The sequence below is a fragment of the Streptomyces cavernae genome, assembly GCF_004023625.1.
GTDB classification, from domain to species: Bacteria; Actinomycetota; Actinomycetes; order Streptomycetales; family Streptomycetaceae; genus Streptomyces; species Streptomyces cavernae.
The window spans coordinates 142985-160247 of record NZ_RPDJ01000023.1 but is presented as its reverse complement, the minus strand read 5'-3'; the positions used below and the strand labels follow the sequence as shown (position 1 = coordinate 160247).

The window sequence follows — 17263 nt, the reverse complement described above, 5'->3', positions numbered from 1 at the left end:
GGGAGGCCATCCGATGGCCAACGACACCGTCCTGGCGGCGGGTTGCGTGCTGTGGCGCACCTCGCCCATCGACAGTGAGCTCGAGATCTGTCTGGTTCACAGGCCGAAATATGACGACTGGTCACACCCCAAGGGAAAGCTGAGGCGCGGCGAGGACCCGCTGGCCTGCGCGGTGCGCGAGGTCGCGGAGGAGACCGGCCACGAGTGCGTCACCGGAGCCCGGCTGCCCTCCGTCCACTACATCGCCGGCGGCCGGCCCAAGACCGTGTACTACTGGGCGGCCGAGGCGACCGCGGGCCGCTTCGTCCCCAGCCAGGAGGTCGACCGGATCCGCTGGCTCGCCCCGGCGGACGCCCGCGAGCGGCTCACCATGCTGCGTGACCGGGAACTCGTCGACGAACTCCTCGCGGTGCTCCGACACGCCTGAGCGATCTGCTCACGCCCGTCAACTCCCGTATTGGGCCATGATCTCCCCACCGCGAAGCGGCCCTCACCCGACCACCCGACACCCGCGAGAAGCGCACGGGCCCTCCGCGCCGGGCCCTCCCCGACACGGACTGCGAGGACGAGACCGCGCTGATCCGCGTCGGCGTGGGGCTCAGTGAGTGCGGGGGTGGGGCTCAGTGAGTGCGGGCGTGGGGCTCAGTGAGTGCGGGCGTGGGGCTCAGTGAGTGCGGGCGCTGCTCAGTGAGTGCGGGCGTGGGGCTCGATGAGTGCGGCGCGGCACTTCCGTGAGTGGGGCGTAGGGCTCGATGAGTGCGGGCGCTGCTCAGTGAGTGCGGGCGTGGGGCTCGGTGACTACGCCTTCGCCAGGTGCTTCGCCGCGTCCGTTCGCGCCTTGCCGCGGGCGCGGCGGGCCGGGCCGCGCCAGCCGCAGCTGCAGCGGGCGGTGCAGAACGCCCCCTTCTCCACCGTACTGACGCGGTGTTGAGGGCTTCCGGTCACGTCCTGCTGTGCCACAGAACCACGGTACCGGTACAGAGCAAGCGCTCTCCCGCCTCGGCGAAGCGCTTCTGCATGGCGTGACGGCCGCTCCCGGCCCTCGTTAAGCGGAACGACAGCGGGCCCGCGTACGGACCGAGCGGCTTGGGGGAAGGCAGGCGATGGTGGAGCGGCAGCAGAGGCTGACGGGCGGGACGGCGGTGGCCGTTACGGCGGGGGTGGCGGCAGGGGTGGTGTTCTGTGCCACCGGGTGCGCCGGCGGTGGAACCGTCGCCCAGGAGGCCGGGCCCGACCCGGTCGGCGTGCTGCACCGGGCCGCCGGCACGCTGGTGCGCGAGGGCAGTTCGAAGGCCCGCACGTCGATGGAGATGGCGAGCGGCGGGACCCGGGTGACCATCCGGGGCGAGGGCCTCTACGACTTCAGGAACCGGCGCGGCCGGTTGAGGGTGCTGCTCCCGCCGGGCCCCGAGGGCGTCGAAGGGCACCGCCGGATCACCGAACTGCTCGCCCCCGGCGCGCTCTACATGAAGAACCGCGGGGCCGGGGTTCCGGCCGACAAATGGGTACGGGTCGACACCGCCACGCTCTCCGACGGAAACCTCGTCACCGGCGGCGCCACCGATCCGCTGGCCGCCGCCGAGTTGCTGCGCGGCGCGCGGACGGCGACGTACGTGGGCCGCACCGAACTGGCCGGGACCGCCGTACGGCACTACCGCGGTACGGCCGACCTCGCGGTCGCCGCCAGGGTGGCCTCCGCGGGAAGTCGCGGTGCGCTGGGCGCGGCGGCGAAAGGGTTCGCCACGGCCGAAGTCCCGTTCGACGCCTACCTCGACGACCAGGGGCGGATGCGCAAGGTACGGCACCGGTTCAGTTTCGTGAACGACCGGCACGAGGGGACGGTGGCCGTCGCCTCCACCACGCTCCTCTTCGACTTCGGCGCTCCGGTGCGGGTGCGGTTGCCCGGGGCTGGGGACATCTACGCGGGGAAGATCGCCGAGCGTTGAACGGCGTGGGGCGTTTCGGGGCGTTTCCCCGCCGGGGTAACGGTCCGGAAATGGTCCCTACGTGCCATGCGCGGGGCGTGGGCCGCTGCCTACCCTAGGGAGTCGGTGACGACAGGAAGAGGTGAGGCACGTGGCTCCGGTGCGCGGTACGGCAGTTCAGGACCACGTGGCGCTCGCCGAGATCGAACTGTGCGGCGACCTGATCATCGCGGCTTCGGCCGCCGTCGAGGAGCGTCTCAGCCCGGACCGCATCGACGAGGTACTGGGGGTGGGCGAGCGCTCCCCCGAGGGCGAGCGGGGGAAGCTCCGTAACTGAGTGCTGCTTTGGCTACGCGTCGGCCGTGCGGGCTTTCACCGGTTGCGCCGGGTTCGTCCCGTTGTGTCCGGTTCGATCCGCCTTGGTCCGGGCCCGTCCTGTTGCGCGCGGCCCGTTCCCCCCGGCCCTTTGTGCACAGTTCGTTCCGTCCCGGCCCGTTGCGCCGGTTCCGTTGCGCCCGGCCTGTTGCGCCCGGCCCGTTGTTCCCGGTCCGTTGCTCCCGCCCCGTTGCGCCCGCTGCGGGGCCGTGACGGACTCTCCGTCCTCGGTCCGGCGCGTTGCGCGTTGCACGGAAGGTTCGAGTGACCCGAGCGCCGGCCACTGCGGGCGGAGAGTCCGTCACGTCCCCTTCCGCCGGTTCGCGGCTGCCGGCCGTGGGAGTGCGGGTCCCCAGGCCGGCGCGGTAATCAGGTGCGGAGCAGGCGGGCGATTGCCTTTGTCGCCTCTTCCACCTTGGCGTCGATCTCCGCCCCGCCCTTCACCGCCGCGTCCGCGACGCAGTGGCGCAGGTGCTCCTCGAGAAGCTGCAGCGCGAAGGACTGCAGGGCTTTGGTCGATGCGGAGACCTGGGTGAGGATGTCGATGCAGTAGATGTCCTCGTCGACCATGCGCTGAAGTCCGCGGATCTGCCCCTCGATCCGGCGCAGCCGTTTCAGGTGCTCGTCCTTCTGCTTGTGGTAGCCGTGCATCCCGCGGTCGTGATCGGTCAGGGACCCCTCGGTCCCCGCCGAAGGCGCCGCCGTACCGGCCTCGGTGGTCGTCATCGCGTCCTCCTGGTGATCCGGCCTGCGGGCATGCCGGTTTCGACGGGTACGTATACCCCAGGTGGGTATATCGTACCGGATTTTCATGGGTATACGGCCCTTGGCCCTTGCCCGCATCGGACCCCATGCAGAGCACTCTGCCCGATAAGCGAGACTGTTGGACGGCCCATTAGCCGTGGCCGAATGATGCGCCTAGCATCAGCCTGACCGAAACAAGAGGACTCCGAGGACCCCACGTGCGCTTTCGTCTGACCCCCAGGGAGACGAGCTTCTACGACATGTTCGCCGCATCCGCGGACAACATCGTCACGGGCTCGAAGCTCCTGATGGAACTGCTCGGAGCGGACGCGTCCGCCCGGGCCGAGATCGCAGAGCGTATGCGGGCCGCGGAACACGCCGGTGACGATGCGACGCATGCGATCTTCCACCAGTTGAACTCCTCGTTCATCACGCCGTTCGACCGCGAGGACATCTACTCACTCGCTTCCTCCCTCGACGACATCATGGACTTCATGGAGGAGGCCGTCGACCTGGTCGTCCTCTACAACATCGAGGAGCTCCCGAAGGGTGTCGAGCAGCAGATCGAGGTATTGGCACGTGCCGCCGAACTGACGGCGGAGGCCATGCCCCACCTGCGGACCATGGACAACCTCACGGAGTACTGGATCGAGGTCAACCGGCTGGAGAACCAGGCCGACCAGATCCACAGAAAGCTTCTTGCGCACCTCTTCAACGGCAAGTACGACGCCATCGAGGTGCTCAAGCTCAAGCAGATCGTGGACGTGCTGGAGGAGGCCGCCGACGCCTTCGAGCATGTGGCGAACACGGTGGAGACCATCGCCGTGAAGGAGTCCTGAGGCCCCTCCATGGACACCTTCGCCCTGGTCGTGACCATCGCGGTCGCGCTCTTCTTCACGTACACCAACGGCTTCCACGACTCGGCGAACGCGATCGCCACCTCTGTCTCGACCCGCGCGCTGACCCCCCGGGCCGCCCTCGCGATGGCAGCGGTCATGAACCTGGCAGGCGCCTTTCTGGGCAGCGGGGTCGCCAAGACCGTCAGCGAGGGGCTGATCGCGACGCCCAAGGGCTCGACGGGGATGGGGATCCTGTTCGCGGCCCTCGCCGGCGCGATCACCTGGAACCTCATCACCTGGTACTTCGGGCTGCCCTCGTCGTCCTCGCACGCCCTGTTCGGCGGCATGGTGGGGGCGGCACTGGCGGGTGGGACGGACGTCATCTGGTCCGGCGTGCTCGACAAGGTCGTCATCCCGATGTTCATCTCGCCCGTGGTCGGCCTGATCGCCGGCTATCTGGTGATGACCGCCATCATGTGGATCTTCCGACGCGCCAACCCGCACAAGGCCAAGCGCGGCTTCCGCATAGCGCAGACCGTATCGGCGGCGGGCATGGCGCTCGGGCACGGCCTCCAGGACGCCCAGAAGACCATGGGCATCGTGGTGATGGCCCTGGTCATCGCCGATGTCGAGGACTACGGCGACCCGATCCCGGTCTGGGTGAAGGTGGCGTGTGCGGTGATGCTCTCGCTCGGCACGTACGCGGGCGGCTGGCGCATCATGCGCACGCTCGGCCGGAAGATCATCGAACTGGACCCGCCGCAGGGCTTCGCCGCTGAGACCACCGGCGCGTCGATCATGTTCGTCACCGCGTTCATCTTCAAGGCGCCCATCTCGACGACCCATGTGATCACCTCGGCGATCATGGGTGTCGGCGCCACCAAGCGTGTGAACGCGGTCCGCTGGGGCGTGGCCAAGAACATCGTCCTCGGCTGGTTCATCACCATGCCCGCCGCCGCGACCGTGGCCGCGTTCAGCTTCTGGATCGTGAACCTGGCCTTCCTGTGAGTTGCGGCCCCTGCTGAAAGCCCTGTCACACTGGCCTCTCCCGTGACATCATTCTGCACGTTTGTTCACTGAACAGGCGTTCGACGGCTGCCTTTTGGCAGTCGGCAACGGGAGGAAAACAGTCATGCTCACTTTGCGAAGAGGTCTGCTGTCCGCCGTCGGTACGACGACGGCCGTGACCGCCGCCGTGCTCCTCGGGGCAGGGCCCGCCGCCGCGCTCGACTACTACCGTGTGATCACCTACGCCTCGGGCGACTACATCGGCTCGGCCGGTGCGGAGTGGTTCTACCCGGACGGCGACCGGATCTCGGTCTGCGACAACTGGGGCGACGGCGCCGGGGTGGCCGGCTACTGGAAGGTCGGCAGTGGCGGCAGCGTCACCAAGATCTACAGCGGCGGTGGGATCGGCACGTGCGAGGAGCGCAACTACAACTTCGCCGAGTCGTCCACCGTGTACATCAAGGTCTGCATCCAGGACAACGGTGACGTGAAGGAAGGCACCTGCAGCAACTGGAAGGAAGCGCCGGCCGACGGCATCAGCTGACACCGGCACAGCGACACGGGCCCGCCCCCCGGGAACCGGGGGGCGGGCCCTTTTGCGTCCTCGCGGTGGCACCGCCATGCAGCACCGCGAGGGGTCTTCGGTCGGCCTCAGCCGGCCTCGATCAGCCGAAGCGGCCGGAGATGTAGTCCTCGGTCGCCTGGACCGACGGGTTGGAGAAGATGCGCTCCGTCTCGTCGATCTCGATGAGCTTGCCGGGCTGGCCGACGGCGGCCAGGTTGAAGAAGGCCGTGCGGTCGGAGACACGCGCCGCCTGCTGCATGTTGTGCGTCACGATGACGATCGTGAAGCGCTCCTTCAACTGCCCGATCAGGTCCTCGATGGCGAGCGTGGAGATCGGGTCGAGCGCGGAGCAGGGCTCGTCCATCAGCAGGACGTTCGGCTCGATCGCGATCGCGCGGGCGATGCACAGCCGCTGCTGCTGACCGCCGGACAGCCCCGAACCGGGCTTGTTGAGCCGGTCCTTGACCTCGTCCCAGAGGTTGGCGCCCTTCAGGGACTTCTCCACGATGTCGCTCAACTCGGACTTCTTGTAGTTGCCGTTGAGCTTCAGGCCCGCCGCGACGTTGTCGAAGATCGACATGGTCGGGAAAGGGTTGGGGCGCTGGAAGACCATGCCGACCTCGCGGCGCACGGCCACCGGGTCGACCCCCGCGCCGTACAGGTCCTCGTCGTCGAGCATGACCTTGCCCTCGACCCGGCCACCCGACGTGACCTCGTGCATGCGGTTCAGGGTGCGCAGGAAGGTGGACTTGCCACAGCCGGACGGGCCGATGAAGGCCGTCACGGAGCGAGGCTCGATGGTCATCGAGATGTCCTCGATGGCACGGAAGGATCCGTAGTAGGCGTTGAGGCCGCTGACGTCGATTCGCTTGGCCATGTGAATCACTGCTTCTTTCGGGTCGCTGACTGTTCGCTTTTGGCCCCACGCGGCGGTAGCCGCAAGTCGAAGCCTTAGCGACCGGTCTTCGGGGCCTTCCAGCGGGCGATACCGCGGGCCGCCAGGTTGAGGATCATGATGAAGGCGATGAGCACCAGCGCCGCCGCCCAGGCCCGGTCGTACCCCGGCCCTTGTCCACCGCTGTTCGCGTACTGGAGGTAGATGTACACGGGCAGCGAGGCCTGCGGGTCCTTGAACGGGTTGGAGTTGATGAGGGGGGTGACCCACACCAGCAGCAGCACGGGCGCGGTCTCACCGGCGATACGGGCGACCGCGAGCATCACACCCGTGGTGATACCGCCGATGGCGGTCGGCAGCACCACCTTCAGGATGGTCCGCCACTTCGGCACGCCCAGCGCCAGGGAGGCCTCGCGCAGCTCGTTCGGGACGAGCTTCAGCATCTCCTCGGTGGAGCGGACGACCACCGGCAGCATCAGGATGGTCAGGGCCATCGAGCCGGCGAAGCCGGAGTAGCCCATGCCCAGGGTGATGATCCAGAGGCTCAGGATGAACAGACCAGCGACGATCGACGGGATGCCCGTCATGACGTCGACGAAGAAGGTGACGGCCTTGGCGAGCTTGCCGCGGCCGTACTCGACCAGGTAGATCGCGGTCAGCACGCCGATCGGTACGGAGATCAGGGTGGCGAGGCCGACCTGCTCCAGGGTGCCCAGGATGGCGTGGTAGATGCCGCCGCCCGGCTCGCTGTCGGCGATGATGCCCATCGAGTGGCTGAGGAAGTAGCCGTCGAGGACCTTCACACCGCGCTTGATCGTCTCGTAGATGAGGGAGGCGAGCGGGGCGACGGCCAGGATGAAAGCGACCCAGACCAGGCTGGTGGCCACCCGGTCCTTGGCCTGTCGGGGGCCCTCCACGCGGGCTGCGATGCCGTACGACCCGAGGACGAACAGGAGCGCGGCGATCAGGGCCCACTGGATGCTGCTGTCCAGCCCGGCGGCGGCGCTGATGCCGAGGCCGAGGGCGATCGAGCCGGCCGCGACGGCCCAGGGGAACCACTTGGGCAGCGTCGCGCCGCGCAGGCTGCTCGGGCGCTTTCCGGAGAGGGTTGCGTTGCTCATGCGTTGGCCCCCGAGAACTCCTTGCGGCGGGCGATGATCAACCGGGCCGCGCCGTTGACCAGCAGCGTGATGACGAACAGCACCAGACCGGAGGCGATCAGCGCGTCACGGCCGATCTCCGTGGCCTCGTTGAACTTGCTGGCGATGTTCTGCGCGAACGTGCCGCCGCCCGGGTCGAGCAGGCTGGCGGTGATGTCGAAGCTCGGGGAGAGCACCATGGCGACCGCCATCGTCTCGCCGAGCGCACGGCCGAGGCCGAGCATCGAGGCGGAGATGATGCCGGAGCGCCCGAAGGGCAGGACGGCCATGCGGATGACCTCCCAGCGCGTGGCGCCGAGGGCCAGAGCGGCCTCCTCGTGCATCTGCGGGACCTGCCGGAAGACCTCGCGGCTCACGTTCGTGATGATCGGCAGGATCATGACCGCGAGCAGGATGCCGACGGTGAACAGGGAGCGGGCCGCGCCGCCCTGCCACTCGAAGATGCCGGTCCAGCCGAGGTAGTCGTCCAGCCAGCCATACAGGCCGTCCATGTGCGGCACGAGGAAGAGGGCGCCCCACAGGCCGTACACGATGGACGGCACGGCGGCGAGCAGGTCGATCACGTACGCGATGGGACCGCCCAGCTTGCGCGGGGCGTAGTGCGTGATGAACAGGGCGATGCCTACGGAGACCGGGACCGCGATGGCCATCGCGATGATCGACGACACCACGGTGCCGAAGGCCAGGACGGCGATGCCGAAGACGGGCGGATTGGCGGTGGGGTTCCAGTCGAAGGTGGTGAGGAAGTTGCCCTCGTCCTTGCTGATCGCGTTGGCGGCGCGGAGGGTGAGGAAGACGGCGATGGCCGCCATGATCACCAGCAGGAAGATGCCGGAACCGCGGGACAGGCCGAGGAAGATCCGGTCTCCGGGGCGGGTGGCACCGCGCGCGGCGCGCTTCTGCTCTGCGTCGGCGGGCGGGGGGACGGGTTGCGTCGTTATGTTCTGCGTTGATGTGTCCATCGAGTTCTCCGGTCTGCGGAGCTTCCGTACGGGAGGCTCCTGGCGGCGGTGCACCGGACGGTGCGGCCCACCCCCCGTCGGGGGATGGGCCGCACACTCAGGTCAGCTGAGGCCCGAGATGGTCTCGCGGACCTTGGTGATGATCTCCTCGGGGACCGGGGCGTAGCCGGCCTCGGTCAGCAGGCCCTGGCCCTCCTCGGAGGCGATGTAGGTGAGGAAGGACTTGGCGGCGGGCAGGGTGTCCGCCTTGTTGCCCTTGTCGCAGACGATCTCGTAGGTCACCAGGGTGATCGGGTAGGCGCCCTCGGCCTTCGGCGTGTAGTTCAGCTCCAGCGCGAGGTCCTTGCCGGTGCCGACGATCTTCGCCTCGGTGATGGACTTGGTGGCGTTCTCGGTGGTGGCCTTGACCGGCTCGGCGGCTTCGGTCTTGATGTCGACCGTGCTGATGCCGTCCTTGGCGTAGGACAGCTCCATGTAGGAGATCGCGCCGTTGGTCTGGCCCACCTGCTGGGCGACGCCGGAGGAGCCCTGCGCGGACTGGCCACCCTTGGCCTGCCAGGACTTCTCGGCCTCGTACTTCCAGTCGTCGGCGGCCGCGGCCTTGAGGTACTTGGTGAAGTTCTGCGTGGTGCCGGACTCGTCCGAGCGGTGGAAGGCCTGGATCTTCAGGTCAGGAAGCTTCGCCTCGGGGTTCAGCTTCTTGATGGCCTCGTCGTTCCACTTGGTGATCTTGCTGTCGAAGATCTTGGCGAGGGTGGGGGCGTCCAGCACGAGGCTGTCGACACCGTCGAGCTTGTAACCGACGGCGATCGGGCCGACGACCATCGGCAGGTCGATGCCCTGGCCACCGGTGCAGATCTTCTTGGACTCCTCGACCTCCTCCGGCTTGAGCGCGGAGTCGGAACCGGCGAACGCGGTCTGACCCTGGGTGAACGCGGTGATACCGGCGCCCGAACCCGTCGGGTTGTAGTTGATCTGGACCTCGGGGCAGGCGGTTCGGTACGCCTTGACCCAAGCGTCGATCGCGTTCTTCTGCGCCGTGGAGCCGGATGCCTGGAGCTGGCCCTTGGCGTCGTCGCACTTGATGGAGCCCGCCTTGGGGGCGGAGGCCGAGGCGGAGCCGCTGTCCCCCGCGGGGCTGGTGTCGTCGGAGCCGCACGCCGTCAGGGCCAGGGCACCGGAGACGGCGACCGCACCGAGCGAGAGGGCGCGCAGCCGGTTCTTGCGCTGAAGCTTCACTTTCGGGAGTTCCTTCCAGGAGCCGCCGTCCGTAGCGGCGGCGCGCGATGTTTTATGGGACACCTGTAAACAGACTTGCGCCGTGGGGCCGCAGTTCTCGCGTGATGCGCGAGCGCTGTCGACAACGCGCCCTTGCACCGGGTAGGGCCGAAATTAGGCAGACCAAGTGAAGCCGCCTGAGGTCATTGGTGAACGGAAGGTGAACCCCCGCCGTCAATGCGGTGAGGTCACGGAACGCTTACGAGAGGAGCACACGGAGGTCCCGAACCCTCCCGACTCCGGTCCCTCACCAGCCCCGCGTCGCTCCGGATCCGGGGCGCCGCAGGTGACGGCCGGCCTGGCGAAAAATCGCCGCCCCGGGGCCGAGCAACCAGGGAACCCGTGGCGCCGTCCTGTTCCAGGGGACGTGAACGGGAGGCGTAGATGGAACGGCGTGCGTTCGTCGCGGGCGGGGTGGGTGCCCTGACGGTGGCCGCCACCGCCGCGTGCAGCGGCAGTGGGGGCAAGACCGGATCGGCGCGGACGACGGCGTCGAACACCGCGCTCACCGTCACCGGCACCAAAGCGTCGGCCGCCGGTCTGGCGGCCCTGGCCAAGGACCTGGACGGCCCGCTGATCCGCCCCGGCGACCGCAGCTGGACGACGGCCCGACAGCTCTACAACACCCGCTTCGACGGGCTCAAACCGACGGCGGTCGCCTACGTGGCGCACCCGGACGACATCCGCACCACGCTCGCCTACGCCAAGGCGCACCGCATCCCCGTGGCGATCCGCAACGGCGGCCACTCCTACGCGGGCTGGTCCTCGGGCAACGGCCGGCTGATCGTCGACGTGTCCAAGCTGAGCAGGGTCCGGGCGAGCGGGAACGAGGCCGTCGTCGGCGCCGGGGCCAAGCTGATCGACGTCTACCGCGCGCTCGCCGCGAAGGGCGTCACCATACCGGCGGGATCCTGCCCCACGGTCGGCGTCTCCGGGCTGGTACTGGGCGGCGGGCACGGCGTCGTCTCCCGCGCCTACGGGCTGACCTGCGACAGCCTCACCCAGGCCACGCTGATCACGGCCGACGGCAAGCAGCTCGTCGCGAACGCTCGTGAGCACAAGGACCTCTTCTGGGCGCTGCGCGGCGCAGGCAACGGCAACTTCGGCGTCGTCACCGAGCTGCGCTTTCGCACTCACCCCGCGCCGCAGGGCGTCTCGGCGTATCTGACCTGGCCGTGGGCGCGGGCCGCCGCGGTGCTGAGGGCGTGGCAGGAGTGGGGGCCCACCCAGCCCGACGAGATCTGGTCGTCGTGCCATCTGGCGAAGGGAGCGGGCGGGACGCCCACCGTCTCCGTCGCCGCGTTCTCGCTGGGCACCTACCGCGAGCTCCAGAACGCCGTGGACCGCCTCGCCGACCGCGTCGGCGCCCCCGCGCGCAGCGTGTCCCTCAAGCGCCGCTCGTACGAGGAGTCGATGGAGGTCTACGCCGGCTGCTCGTCCTTCCCGACGGACGCCCAGTGCCACCTGCCCGGCAGCACACCGGGCCGCGACGCGCGGGGCGTGCTTCGCCGCGAGACGTACGCGGCCCGCTCGGACTTCTTCGACCGGTCGATCTCCGCGGCCGGGATCCAGACCCTGCTGAACCAGATCTCCGCCGTACGCGGCGGCGCGGGCAGCATCCAGCTCACGGCGCTCGGCGGGGCGGTCAACCGGGTCGACCCGACCGCGACGGCGTTCGTGCACCGGCGCTCGCGGATGCTGGCGCAGTACCTCGCGTCCTGGCGAGCGGGCACCTCCGGCTCCGCCGCGCAGACGTGGCTGAATTCCGTCCATGCCGCGATGGCACGGTACGCGTCCGGGGCGGCGTACCAGAACTACACGGACCCGGCCCTGCGGAACTGGCGCTCGGCGTACTACGGGCCCGCGGCAACACGCCTGACACAGGTGAAGAAGAGCTACGACCCGGGACGGTTCTTCTCCTACCCACAGGCGTTGTGACGACCGCTCCCGCGGGCCCGCCCTGTGCGGACCATTCCGGCGCGAGCCGTTCCCGTCGGCCGCCCGGTGCGGACCCCCATTCCGGCGGGCCCCGCTCAGGGCGTTCCCGCGGGCGCCTCGCAAGCCGTTCCCGCGGGCTACGCCGCCAGGTCACGCTCCTCGTCGGAGAGTGACTCGGCGCGGGCGATCAGGGCGCGTTCCTGCGGGGACGACCCCCGCGCGCGCACCAGCCACCCCACCCGCGACCGCTCGACCGCCAGGGCGACGGGCGTCAGCAGTGCCGTGGCGACCGGCGACAGCAGCAGCGCCACGGCCGTACCGAGCGCGAGGCCGCCGATGACGTCCGTCGGGTAGTGCACACCCATGTAGACGCGGCAGAACCCCTCCAGCACAGCCAGCCCCAGTCCCACCAGCCCGAACTTCCGGTTGGCGATGAACAGGCCGACGGCGAGGGCCATGACGATCGTCGCGTGGTCGCTCACGAACGAGAAGTCGTTCTTCCCGGAGACCAGGACCTCGAGCCCGTCGTGATCCTTGAAGGGTCTCGGCCGCTCCACGAAACCCCGTATCGGCACGTTCACCAGCACCGCGATCGCGGCGGCCAGTGGCGCCCAGGCGACGGCGGCCACGGAAGCCGCCGCATCCTCCCGCCGCCGTACCGACCACCAGCAGCCGAGCACCAGCAGCACCATCGCGAGCATCAGGCCCCACTCGCCCACGAACTCCATGACGCGGTCGAACCAAGGCGGGGCGGCCCGGGCCAGGCCGTTGATGTCATAGAGCAGGTCGACGTCGGGGTTCGCCCCGGATCCGGCGAGTCCAGCCATCGTGCAGCGGCCCCTTCGTCGTTTGCTTCCGCGTGCACCGTGCGTGCGCCGCGCCGTCCACCCCCGTGGTCGTAGATCCGCTTCCGTGTTCCGCTTTACGTCTGCTCGCCCACTCACAAAAGGAACGCACGACTTTCCGTCCTACGTTCCACACTCCACTGAAAGATCACGCAGACGTTATCGAAGAGAGATACATCGCCGCAGCTCAGGGACGGACGGTAACAGAGAGTTCCGGCCACTTCACACAGAAGTGGGGAGTGCCTTCGCGCCATCCGCGGTCACCCGGGTCGCCCCGAAATAGTCCGGTGTGTCGATGGGGTCGAAACGGATCACGGCACCGGGGCGCGGCGCGTCGATCATGTAGCCGCCGCCCACGTAGATCCCCACGTGCCGGATGGCGCGGGAGTTGGTGAGGTCGTCGGAGAAGAACACCAGGTCTCCGGGGAGCAGTTCGTCGCGGTCCGGGTGCGGTCCTGCGTTGTACTGATCGTTGGCGACCCGCGGCAGCTCGATGCCCACGCTTTCGTACGCGGCCTTCGTCAGCCCCGAGCAGTCGAACCGGCCGCCCTGGTCGGCGGTGCCGTTGCCGCCCCAGAGGTAGGGGGTGCCGAGCTTCTTCTGCGCGTAGTAGATCGCTCCGGCGGCCTGCTCGGAGGGGTCCACACGGCCGACCGGCGCGGCGAAGCTCTGCTGCAGGTCGGTGATGGTCTTCACGTAGTTCTGGGTCTCGCGGTACGGGGGGACGCCGCCGTACTTGATGACGGCGTAGGGGCCCGCGTTGTACGCGGCGAGCATGTTCTTGGTCGGGTCGCCGGGGGCGTCCTTGACGTAGGAGGCGAGTTTGCAGTCGTAGGAGGCCGCGGAGGGGATGGCGTCGTTGGGGTCCCAGACGTCCCTGTCCCCGTCGCCGTCCCCGTCGAGTCCGTGGGTGGCCCAGGTCCCCGGGATGAACTGTGCGATCCCCTGGGCGGCGGCAGGGCTCTTGGCGTTGGGGTTGAACCCGCTCTCCTGGTAGAGCTGGGCGGCGAGCAGGGCGGGATTGATGGCCGGGCACAGGTTGCCCCACTTCTGCACGAGATCCTGGTACGCGGCGGGCACGGCGCCCCTGGCGAGGGCGACGGCGCCCCCGCCGGAGCCGCCTGCGAGGTTGCCGGCGACCAGGTAGGTACCGACGACGAGCACCATCACGAAGCTGACGCCACCCCCCGCCACGGCCGACGCGACGACCCACCCCTTACGCACCGTCAACCGCCCCTCGCCGCCCGCAATTTTGGCCGGGGGTCAGTGTATTAGCGCTTGTTGTGCCTGTGAGGGATCATCTTCGGCCTCGCTGCAGCTCACCTCGGCACACCGGGGCACGGGGAGGGCGCAGGGGGGCGCCTGCTCAGGCCGCCGGCCCGGGTGACTCAGCTCTGACGCCCGTGCCGCACCACAGGATTCACGCGCGTGACAGCACCGACCCATGACCCCATGGCCGCCAAGAGGGAAGGCCCACGGCCCCATCGCCCGCCAAGAGGGAAGGCCCACGGCCCCATGGCCGCCAAGGGGCAAGGCCCACGGCCCCATGGCCGCCAAGAGGGAAGGCCCACGGCCGCCAGAGAGAGGCCCATGGCCGTCAGAGGGAAGGCACTTGACCCGCCGCTCACTGCTGCTGCCGCTCACCGCTGCTCAGGGCGCAGTCGGCGGCAACGTCCCGAGTCGCGCCCGGGAGCCGGGCCTCACCCCGGCAGCGTGAGTCCCCAGGCCTCCTGTCGCACCCGCCACGTCCGGGTCCGTACCGGCCCGCCCACCACCTCGTCCGCGTGGTAGCGGAAGTGGGCGCCGGAGATGGTGACGCTCTGTGCGACCGCGCGCAGGGGGGTCGCCTCCGCGCCGACCGAGACCGGGCGGACCTCGACCTCGGCCTTGCCGTCGCAGCCCGTCGTCACCGAGACCGCGTCCACCGGCTGGTCGAGGTCGACCAGGGTGACGCCGTCCGCCTCCACGCGCAGGCGGGAGGGTCCGGGCGCCTGGGACACCCGGGGCGGGCGGGCGGCGAGGTTGCGGACCAGGGACTGGCACGTGCGCAGGAACCCGGAGTCCTCGGGCGGTGCGGGCGGGGGTGTCGGCGGGGGTATGCGCAGCGCGCCCAGCACGACGCCGTCGCTGTCGTCCACCAGCAGGTCGAGCTGCCGCACCGCACCGTCGAGCACGGCCCGCGCGGCGGCCACCGCTCCGGACGGCACCCCTAGGGACCGCGCGAGCGAGACCGTACCGCCCACGGGCACGAGGGACAGTGTGCATCCGGCCAGTTCCCGGCGCCGGTGGAGCACGGACACCGCGCGCAGCAGGGCATGGTCGTCGCCGACCACCACCGGCCGCCGCGACCCCCTCCGGGAGAGCGCCCGCGCGAATTCCTCGGGCCCGTCCGGGAGGCAGACCTTCGTGCTCGCACCGGCGCCGAGCACGTCCTTCGCGATCCGCACCGACTCACCGTCCGTGCGACGGGCGAGGGGGTCGATGACCACCAGCAACTGGTCGGATGTCGCCACCTCGGTCCTGCCTCGCTTCCTCGGGTAGCATCTTTGTGCAAGAGCCCCTTGCGCTATTGCGCCAGGGGCTTCGTCTATTCCGGGGCATCCGGTCCGACGGGTTGCGGCCAACGAAGGTCGCCGACGCACGCAGCCGCACGCCGTGCCGCGTACGTCCCTGACCTTGGACATGCCCCGCCCGGAAGGGGTGTACGCGCGTGCCCGCACTTGTGCTGCTCGGTGCTCAGTGGGGTGACGAGGGGAAAGGGAAGGCGACCGACCTGCTCGGCGGGTCAGTCGACTACGTGGTCCGGTACCAAGGCGGCAACAACGCCGGTCACACGGTCGTCGTGGGCGACCAGAAGTACGCCCTTCACCTCCTCCCCTCCGGGATCCTCTCGCCGGGGTGCACCCCGGTCATCGGTAACGGTGTCGTCGTGGACCCGTCGGTCCTGCTCTCCGAGCTGAGCGGTCTGAACGAGCGCGGCGTCGACACGTCCAAGCTCCTGATCAGCGGAAACGCTCACATCATCACGCCGTACAACGTCACCGTGGACAAGGTGACGGAGCGCTTCCTCGGCAAGCGGAAGATCGGCACGACCGGGCGCGGCATCGGCCCGACCTACGCCGACAAGATCAACCGTGTGGGCATCCGGGTCCAGGACCTGTACGACGAGTCGATCCTGACGCAGAAGGTCGAGGCGGCCCTCGACATCAAGAACCAGGTCCTCACCAAGCTCTACAACCGCCGCGCGATCGCCGTGGACCAGGTCGTCTCGGAGCTGCTGACCTACGCCGACAAGCTCGCGCCGTATGTCGCCGACACGGTGCTGGTCCTCAACAAGGCGCTCGAGGACGACAAAGTCGTGCTCTTCGAGGGCGGCCAGGGCACGCTCCTGGACATCGACCACGGCACGTACCCCTTCGTGACCTCCAGCAACCCGACCGCGGGCGGTGCCTGCACCGGCTCGGGCGTGGGCCCGACGAAGATCAGCCGGGTCATCGGCATCCTCAAGGCGTACACGACCCGTGTCGGCGCCGGCCCGTTCCCCACCGAGCTGTTCGACGAGGACGGCGCGGCGCTGCGCCGCATCGGCGGTGAGCGGGGCGTCACGACCGGCCGTGACCGCCGCTGCGGCTGGTTCGACGCGGTGATCGCCCGCTACGCGACCAGGGTGAACGGCCTGACCGACTTCTTCCTGACCAAGCTCGACGTCCTCACCGGCTGGGAGCAGATCCCGGTCTGTGTCGCCTACGAGATCGACGGCAAGCGCGTCGAGGAACTCCCCTATTCGCAGACTGACTTCCACCATGCGAAGCCCGTCTACGAGAACCTCCCCGGCTGGTCCGAGGACATCAGCCAGGCCAAGACCTTCGCCGACCTGCCCAAGAACGCGCAGGCGTACGTGAAGGCGCTGGAGGAGATGTCCGGGGCACCGATCTCGGCGATCGGCGTGGGTCCGGGGCGGGACGAGACGATCGAGATCAACTCGTTCCTGTAGGCCCGACGCGGACAGCGAAGAGGGGCGCCCGGGGGGGCGCCCCTCCCGCATGCGCGATCACTTCTCCGCGGGCTGCTCCGGCGCCTGGAAGCCGGCGGTGTCGAGGGTGCAGTCGAAGGGGGCGGGGATGTGGAGTTGCTCGCCGAACGACTTTGTGCAGCATGGGCGACATCAGGCGCGGGGAAGATGCCCGCCGGCAGCCATCAGTCGCGCCCGAAGACCTCCTCGCGGTGTGCGCGCCAGCGTTCCATCATCCTGGCGAGTTCCCGCTCGACGAACTCGAAGAAGGCGAGCGTCTCGGCGAGGCGGCGGCCCGCCGGGGTCGTCTCGCCGAGGCCCTCGACGCCATCGCGCAGGGCGTTCTCCCAGCGCTTGAGCACCACGTCCCGGTTGGTCAGCGCCTCGTACCACTGGTTGCTGTGCACGCGGTAGCGCTCGCGCCGTGAGCCCGGTTCGCGCTCGCGCGAGACCATGTGCTGCTGCGCCAGGTAGCGCACCGCGCCGGAGACGGCGGCCGGGCTGACCTGGAGCTGTTCGCCGAGTTCCGCGGAGGTCATGGCGCCGGAGTCGGACGACAGCAGCGCTGCGAACACCCGGGCCGGCATCCGCTGCATGCCGGCCTCGACGAGCTGTGCCGCGAAGCCCTCCACGAACTTCGAGACCGCCTCGGCGTCCCGCACCGCCTCACCCGGTTCCGTCATGTGCATCATCTCCCGCGTTGGGGGCGCGTTCGAG

Annotated in this window: 18 protein-coding genes; 8 read left to right on the top strand and 10 right to left on the bottom strand. The window is 69.3% G+C overall.

What is annotated here, in order from left to right; genetic code table 11:
- Positions 1-13: 13 nt before the first annotated feature.
- Positions 14-427: an NUDIX hydrolase gene (locus tag EF387_RS30330; protein ID WP_128379825.1), complete on the top strand. Its 414-nt coding sequence runs from the start codon at positions 14-16 to the stop codon at positions 425-427.
- Positions 428-798: 371 nt separating this feature from the next.
- On the opposite strand, the gene EF387_RS46790 is transcribed toward EF387_RS30330, so the two are convergent.
- Positions 799-960, bottom strand: coding sequence for a hypothetical protein (locus EF387_RS46790; RefSeq protein ID WP_155589793.1), 162 nt, complete (start codon positions 958-960; stop codon positions 799-801).
- Between the two features lie 143 nt (positions 961-1103).
- Here EF387_RS46790 and EF387_RS30325 point away from each other — a divergent pair, with 143 nt between their 5' ends.
- On the top strand, positions 1104-1946 hold the full coding sequence (locus tag EF387_RS30325; RefSeq protein WP_128379824.1) for an SCO4651 family lipoprotein: 843 nt from the start codon (positions 1104-1106) through the stop codon (positions 1944-1946).
- 121 nt (positions 1947-2067) lie between these two features.
- The gene (locus EF387_RS30320; RefSeq protein WP_128379823.1) at positions 2068-2262 is read left to right on the top strand and encodes a hypothetical protein; all 195 of its coding nucleotides are present in this window, start codon (positions 2068-2070) and stop codon (positions 2260-2262) included.
- 407 nt (positions 2263-2669) lie between these two features.
- Here EF387_RS30320 and EF387_RS30315 read toward each other — a convergent pair whose 3' ends face one another.
- Positions 2670-3026, bottom strand: coding sequence for a metal-sensitive transcriptional regulator (locus EF387_RS30315; RefSeq protein WP_128379822.1), 357 nt, complete (start codon positions 3024-3026; stop codon positions 2670-2672).
- 236 nt (positions 3027-3262) lie between these two features.
- Between EF387_RS30315 and EF387_RS30310 the strand changes: the two genes are divergently transcribed.
- From EF387_RS30310 to EF387_RS30300, 3 genes are all read left to right on the top strand, one after another.
- Positions 3263-3883: a DUF47 domain-containing protein gene (locus EF387_RS30310; RefSeq protein WP_029382179.1), complete on the top strand. Its 621-nt coding sequence runs from the start codon at positions 3263-3265 to the stop codon at positions 3881-3883.
- A gap of 9 nt (positions 3884-3892) precedes the next feature.
- Positions 3893-4891: an inorganic phosphate transporter gene (locus EF387_RS30305; RefSeq protein WP_128379821.1), complete on the top strand. Its 999-nt coding sequence runs from the start codon at positions 3893-3895 to the stop codon at positions 4889-4891.
- 124 nt (positions 4892-5015) lie between these two features.
- Complete coding sequence (locus tag EF387_RS30300) at positions 5016-5435, top strand: hypothetical protein (protein ID WP_128379820.1); 420 nt, start codon at positions 5016-5018, stop codon at positions 5433-5435.
- Positions 5436-5556: 121 nt separating this feature from the next.
- Here EF387_RS30300 and pstB read toward each other — a convergent pair whose 3' ends face one another.
- The 4 genes from pstB to pstS form a co-directional block, all read right to left on the bottom strand.
- Entirely contained in the window at positions 5557-6333 is a 777-nt protein-coding gene (gene pstB, locus EF387_RS30295) for a phosphate ABC transporter ATP-binding protein PstB (protein ID WP_128379819.1), read from the bottom strand.
- Between the two features lie 74 nt (positions 6334-6407).
- A complete protein-coding gene (pstA, locus tag EF387_RS30290; RefSeq protein ID WP_128379818.1) occupies positions 6408-7472 on the bottom strand; it encodes a phosphate ABC transporter permease PstA in 1065 nt (354 codons plus the stop codon).
- Entirely contained in the window at positions 7469-8473 is a 1005-nt protein-coding gene (pstC, locus tag EF387_RS30285; protein WP_128379817.1) for a phosphate ABC transporter permease subunit PstC, read from the bottom strand. The genes pstA and pstC overlap by 4 nt, the downstream gene beginning before the upstream one ends.
- 102 nt (positions 8474-8575) lie before the next feature.
- The gene (pstS, locus tag EF387_RS30280; protein WP_128379816.1) at positions 8576-9712 is read right to left on the bottom strand and encodes a phosphate ABC transporter substrate-binding protein PstS; all 1137 of its coding nucleotides are present in this window, start codon (positions 9710-9712) and stop codon (positions 8576-8578) included.
- A 423-nt stretch (positions 9713-10135) separates the two neighbouring features.
- On the opposite strand from pstS, the gene EF387_RS30275 reads away from it, so the two are divergent.
- Positions 10136-11689 carry an FAD-binding oxidoreductase gene (locus EF387_RS30275; protein ID WP_128379815.1) on the top strand — a complete coding sequence of 518 codons (1554 nt, stop codon included), beginning with the start codon at positions 10136-10138 and terminating at the stop codon, positions 11687-11689.
- Between the two features lie 137 nt (positions 11690-11826).
- Here the strand turns inward: EF387_RS30275 and EF387_RS30270 are convergent, their stop codons facing one another.
- The 3 genes from EF387_RS30270 to EF387_RS30260 form a co-directional block, all read right to left on the bottom strand.
- The gene (locus tag EF387_RS30270) at positions 11827-12516 is read right to left on the bottom strand and encodes a phosphatase PAP2 family protein (protein WP_128379814.1); all 690 of its coding nucleotides are present in this window, start codon (positions 12514-12516) and stop codon (positions 11827-11829) included.
- A gap of 240 nt (positions 12517-12756) precedes the next feature.
- A complete protein-coding gene (locus EF387_RS30265) occupies positions 12757-13764 on the bottom strand; it encodes a C40 family peptidase (protein WP_238431787.1) in 1008 nt (335 codons plus the stop codon).
- A 470-nt stretch (positions 13765-14234) separates the two neighbouring features.
- Positions 14235-15047 (bottom strand): acylglycerol kinase family protein, encoded by an 813-nt coding sequence (locus EF387_RS30260; protein ID WP_238431786.1) that lies wholly within the window; start codon positions 15045-15047, stop codon positions 14235-14237.
- A gap of 197 nt (positions 15048-15244) precedes the next feature.
- Here EF387_RS30260 and EF387_RS30255 point away from each other — a divergent pair, with 197 nt between their 5' ends.
- Complete coding sequence (locus EF387_RS30255; protein WP_128379811.1) at positions 15245-16528, top strand: adenylosuccinate synthase; 1284 nt, start codon at positions 15245-15247, stop codon at positions 16526-16528.
- A gap of 203 nt (positions 16529-16731) precedes the next feature.
- Here the strand turns inward: EF387_RS30255 and EF387_RS30245 are convergent, their stop codons facing one another.
- Positions 16732-17229 (bottom strand): GbsR/MarR family transcriptional regulator, encoded by a 498-nt coding sequence (locus EF387_RS30245; protein ID WP_128379810.1) that lies wholly within the window; start codon positions 17227-17229, stop codon positions 16732-16734.
- Positions 17230-17263 lie beyond the last annotated feature (34 nt).

Bases quoted from the DNA above. Each gene is read 5' to 3' on its own strand.
- EF387_RS30330 (WP_128379825.1), top strand. From the start codon at position 14: ATGGCCAACGACACCGTCCTGGCGGCGGGTTGCGTGCTGTGGCGCACC.
- EF387_RS30325 (WP_128379824.1), top strand. From the start codon at position 1,104: ATGGTGGAGCGGCAGCAGAGGCTGACGGGCGGGACGGCGGTGGCCGTT.
- EF387_RS30315 (WP_128379822.1), bottom strand. From the start codon at position 3,026: ATGACGACCACCGAGGCCGGTACGGCGGCGCCTTCGGCGGGGACCGAG.
- EF387_RS30305 (WP_128379821.1), top strand. From the start codon at position 3,893: ATGGACACCTTCGCCCTGGTCGTGACCATCGCGGTCGCGCTCTTCTTC.
- EF387_RS30300 (WP_128379820.1), top strand. From the start codon at position 5,016: ATGCTCACTTTGCGAAGAGGTCTGCTGTCCGCCGTCGGTACGACGACG.
- pstB (WP_128379819.1), bottom strand. From the start codon at position 6,333: ATGGCCAAGCGAATCGACGTCAGCGGCCTCAACGCCTACTACGGATCC.
- pstA (WP_128379818.1), bottom strand. From the start codon at position 7,472: ATGAGCAACGCAACCCTCTCCGGAAAGCGCCCGAGCAGCCTGCGCGGC.
- pstC (WP_128379817.1), bottom strand. From the start codon at position 8,473: ATGGACACATCAACGCAGAACATAACGACGCAACCCGTCCCCCCGCCC.
- EF387_RS30275 (WP_128379815.1), top strand. From the start codon at position 10,136: ATGGAACGGCGTGCGTTCGTCGCGGGCGGGGTGGGTGCCCTGACGGTG.
- EF387_RS30270 (WP_128379814.1), bottom strand. From the start codon at position 12,516: ATGGCTGGACTCGCCGGATCCGGGGCGAACCCCGACGTCGACCTGCTC.
- EF387_RS30245 (WP_128379810.1), bottom strand. From the start codon at position 17,229: ATGACGGAACCGGGTGAGGCGGTGCGGGACGCCGAGGCGGTCTCGAAG.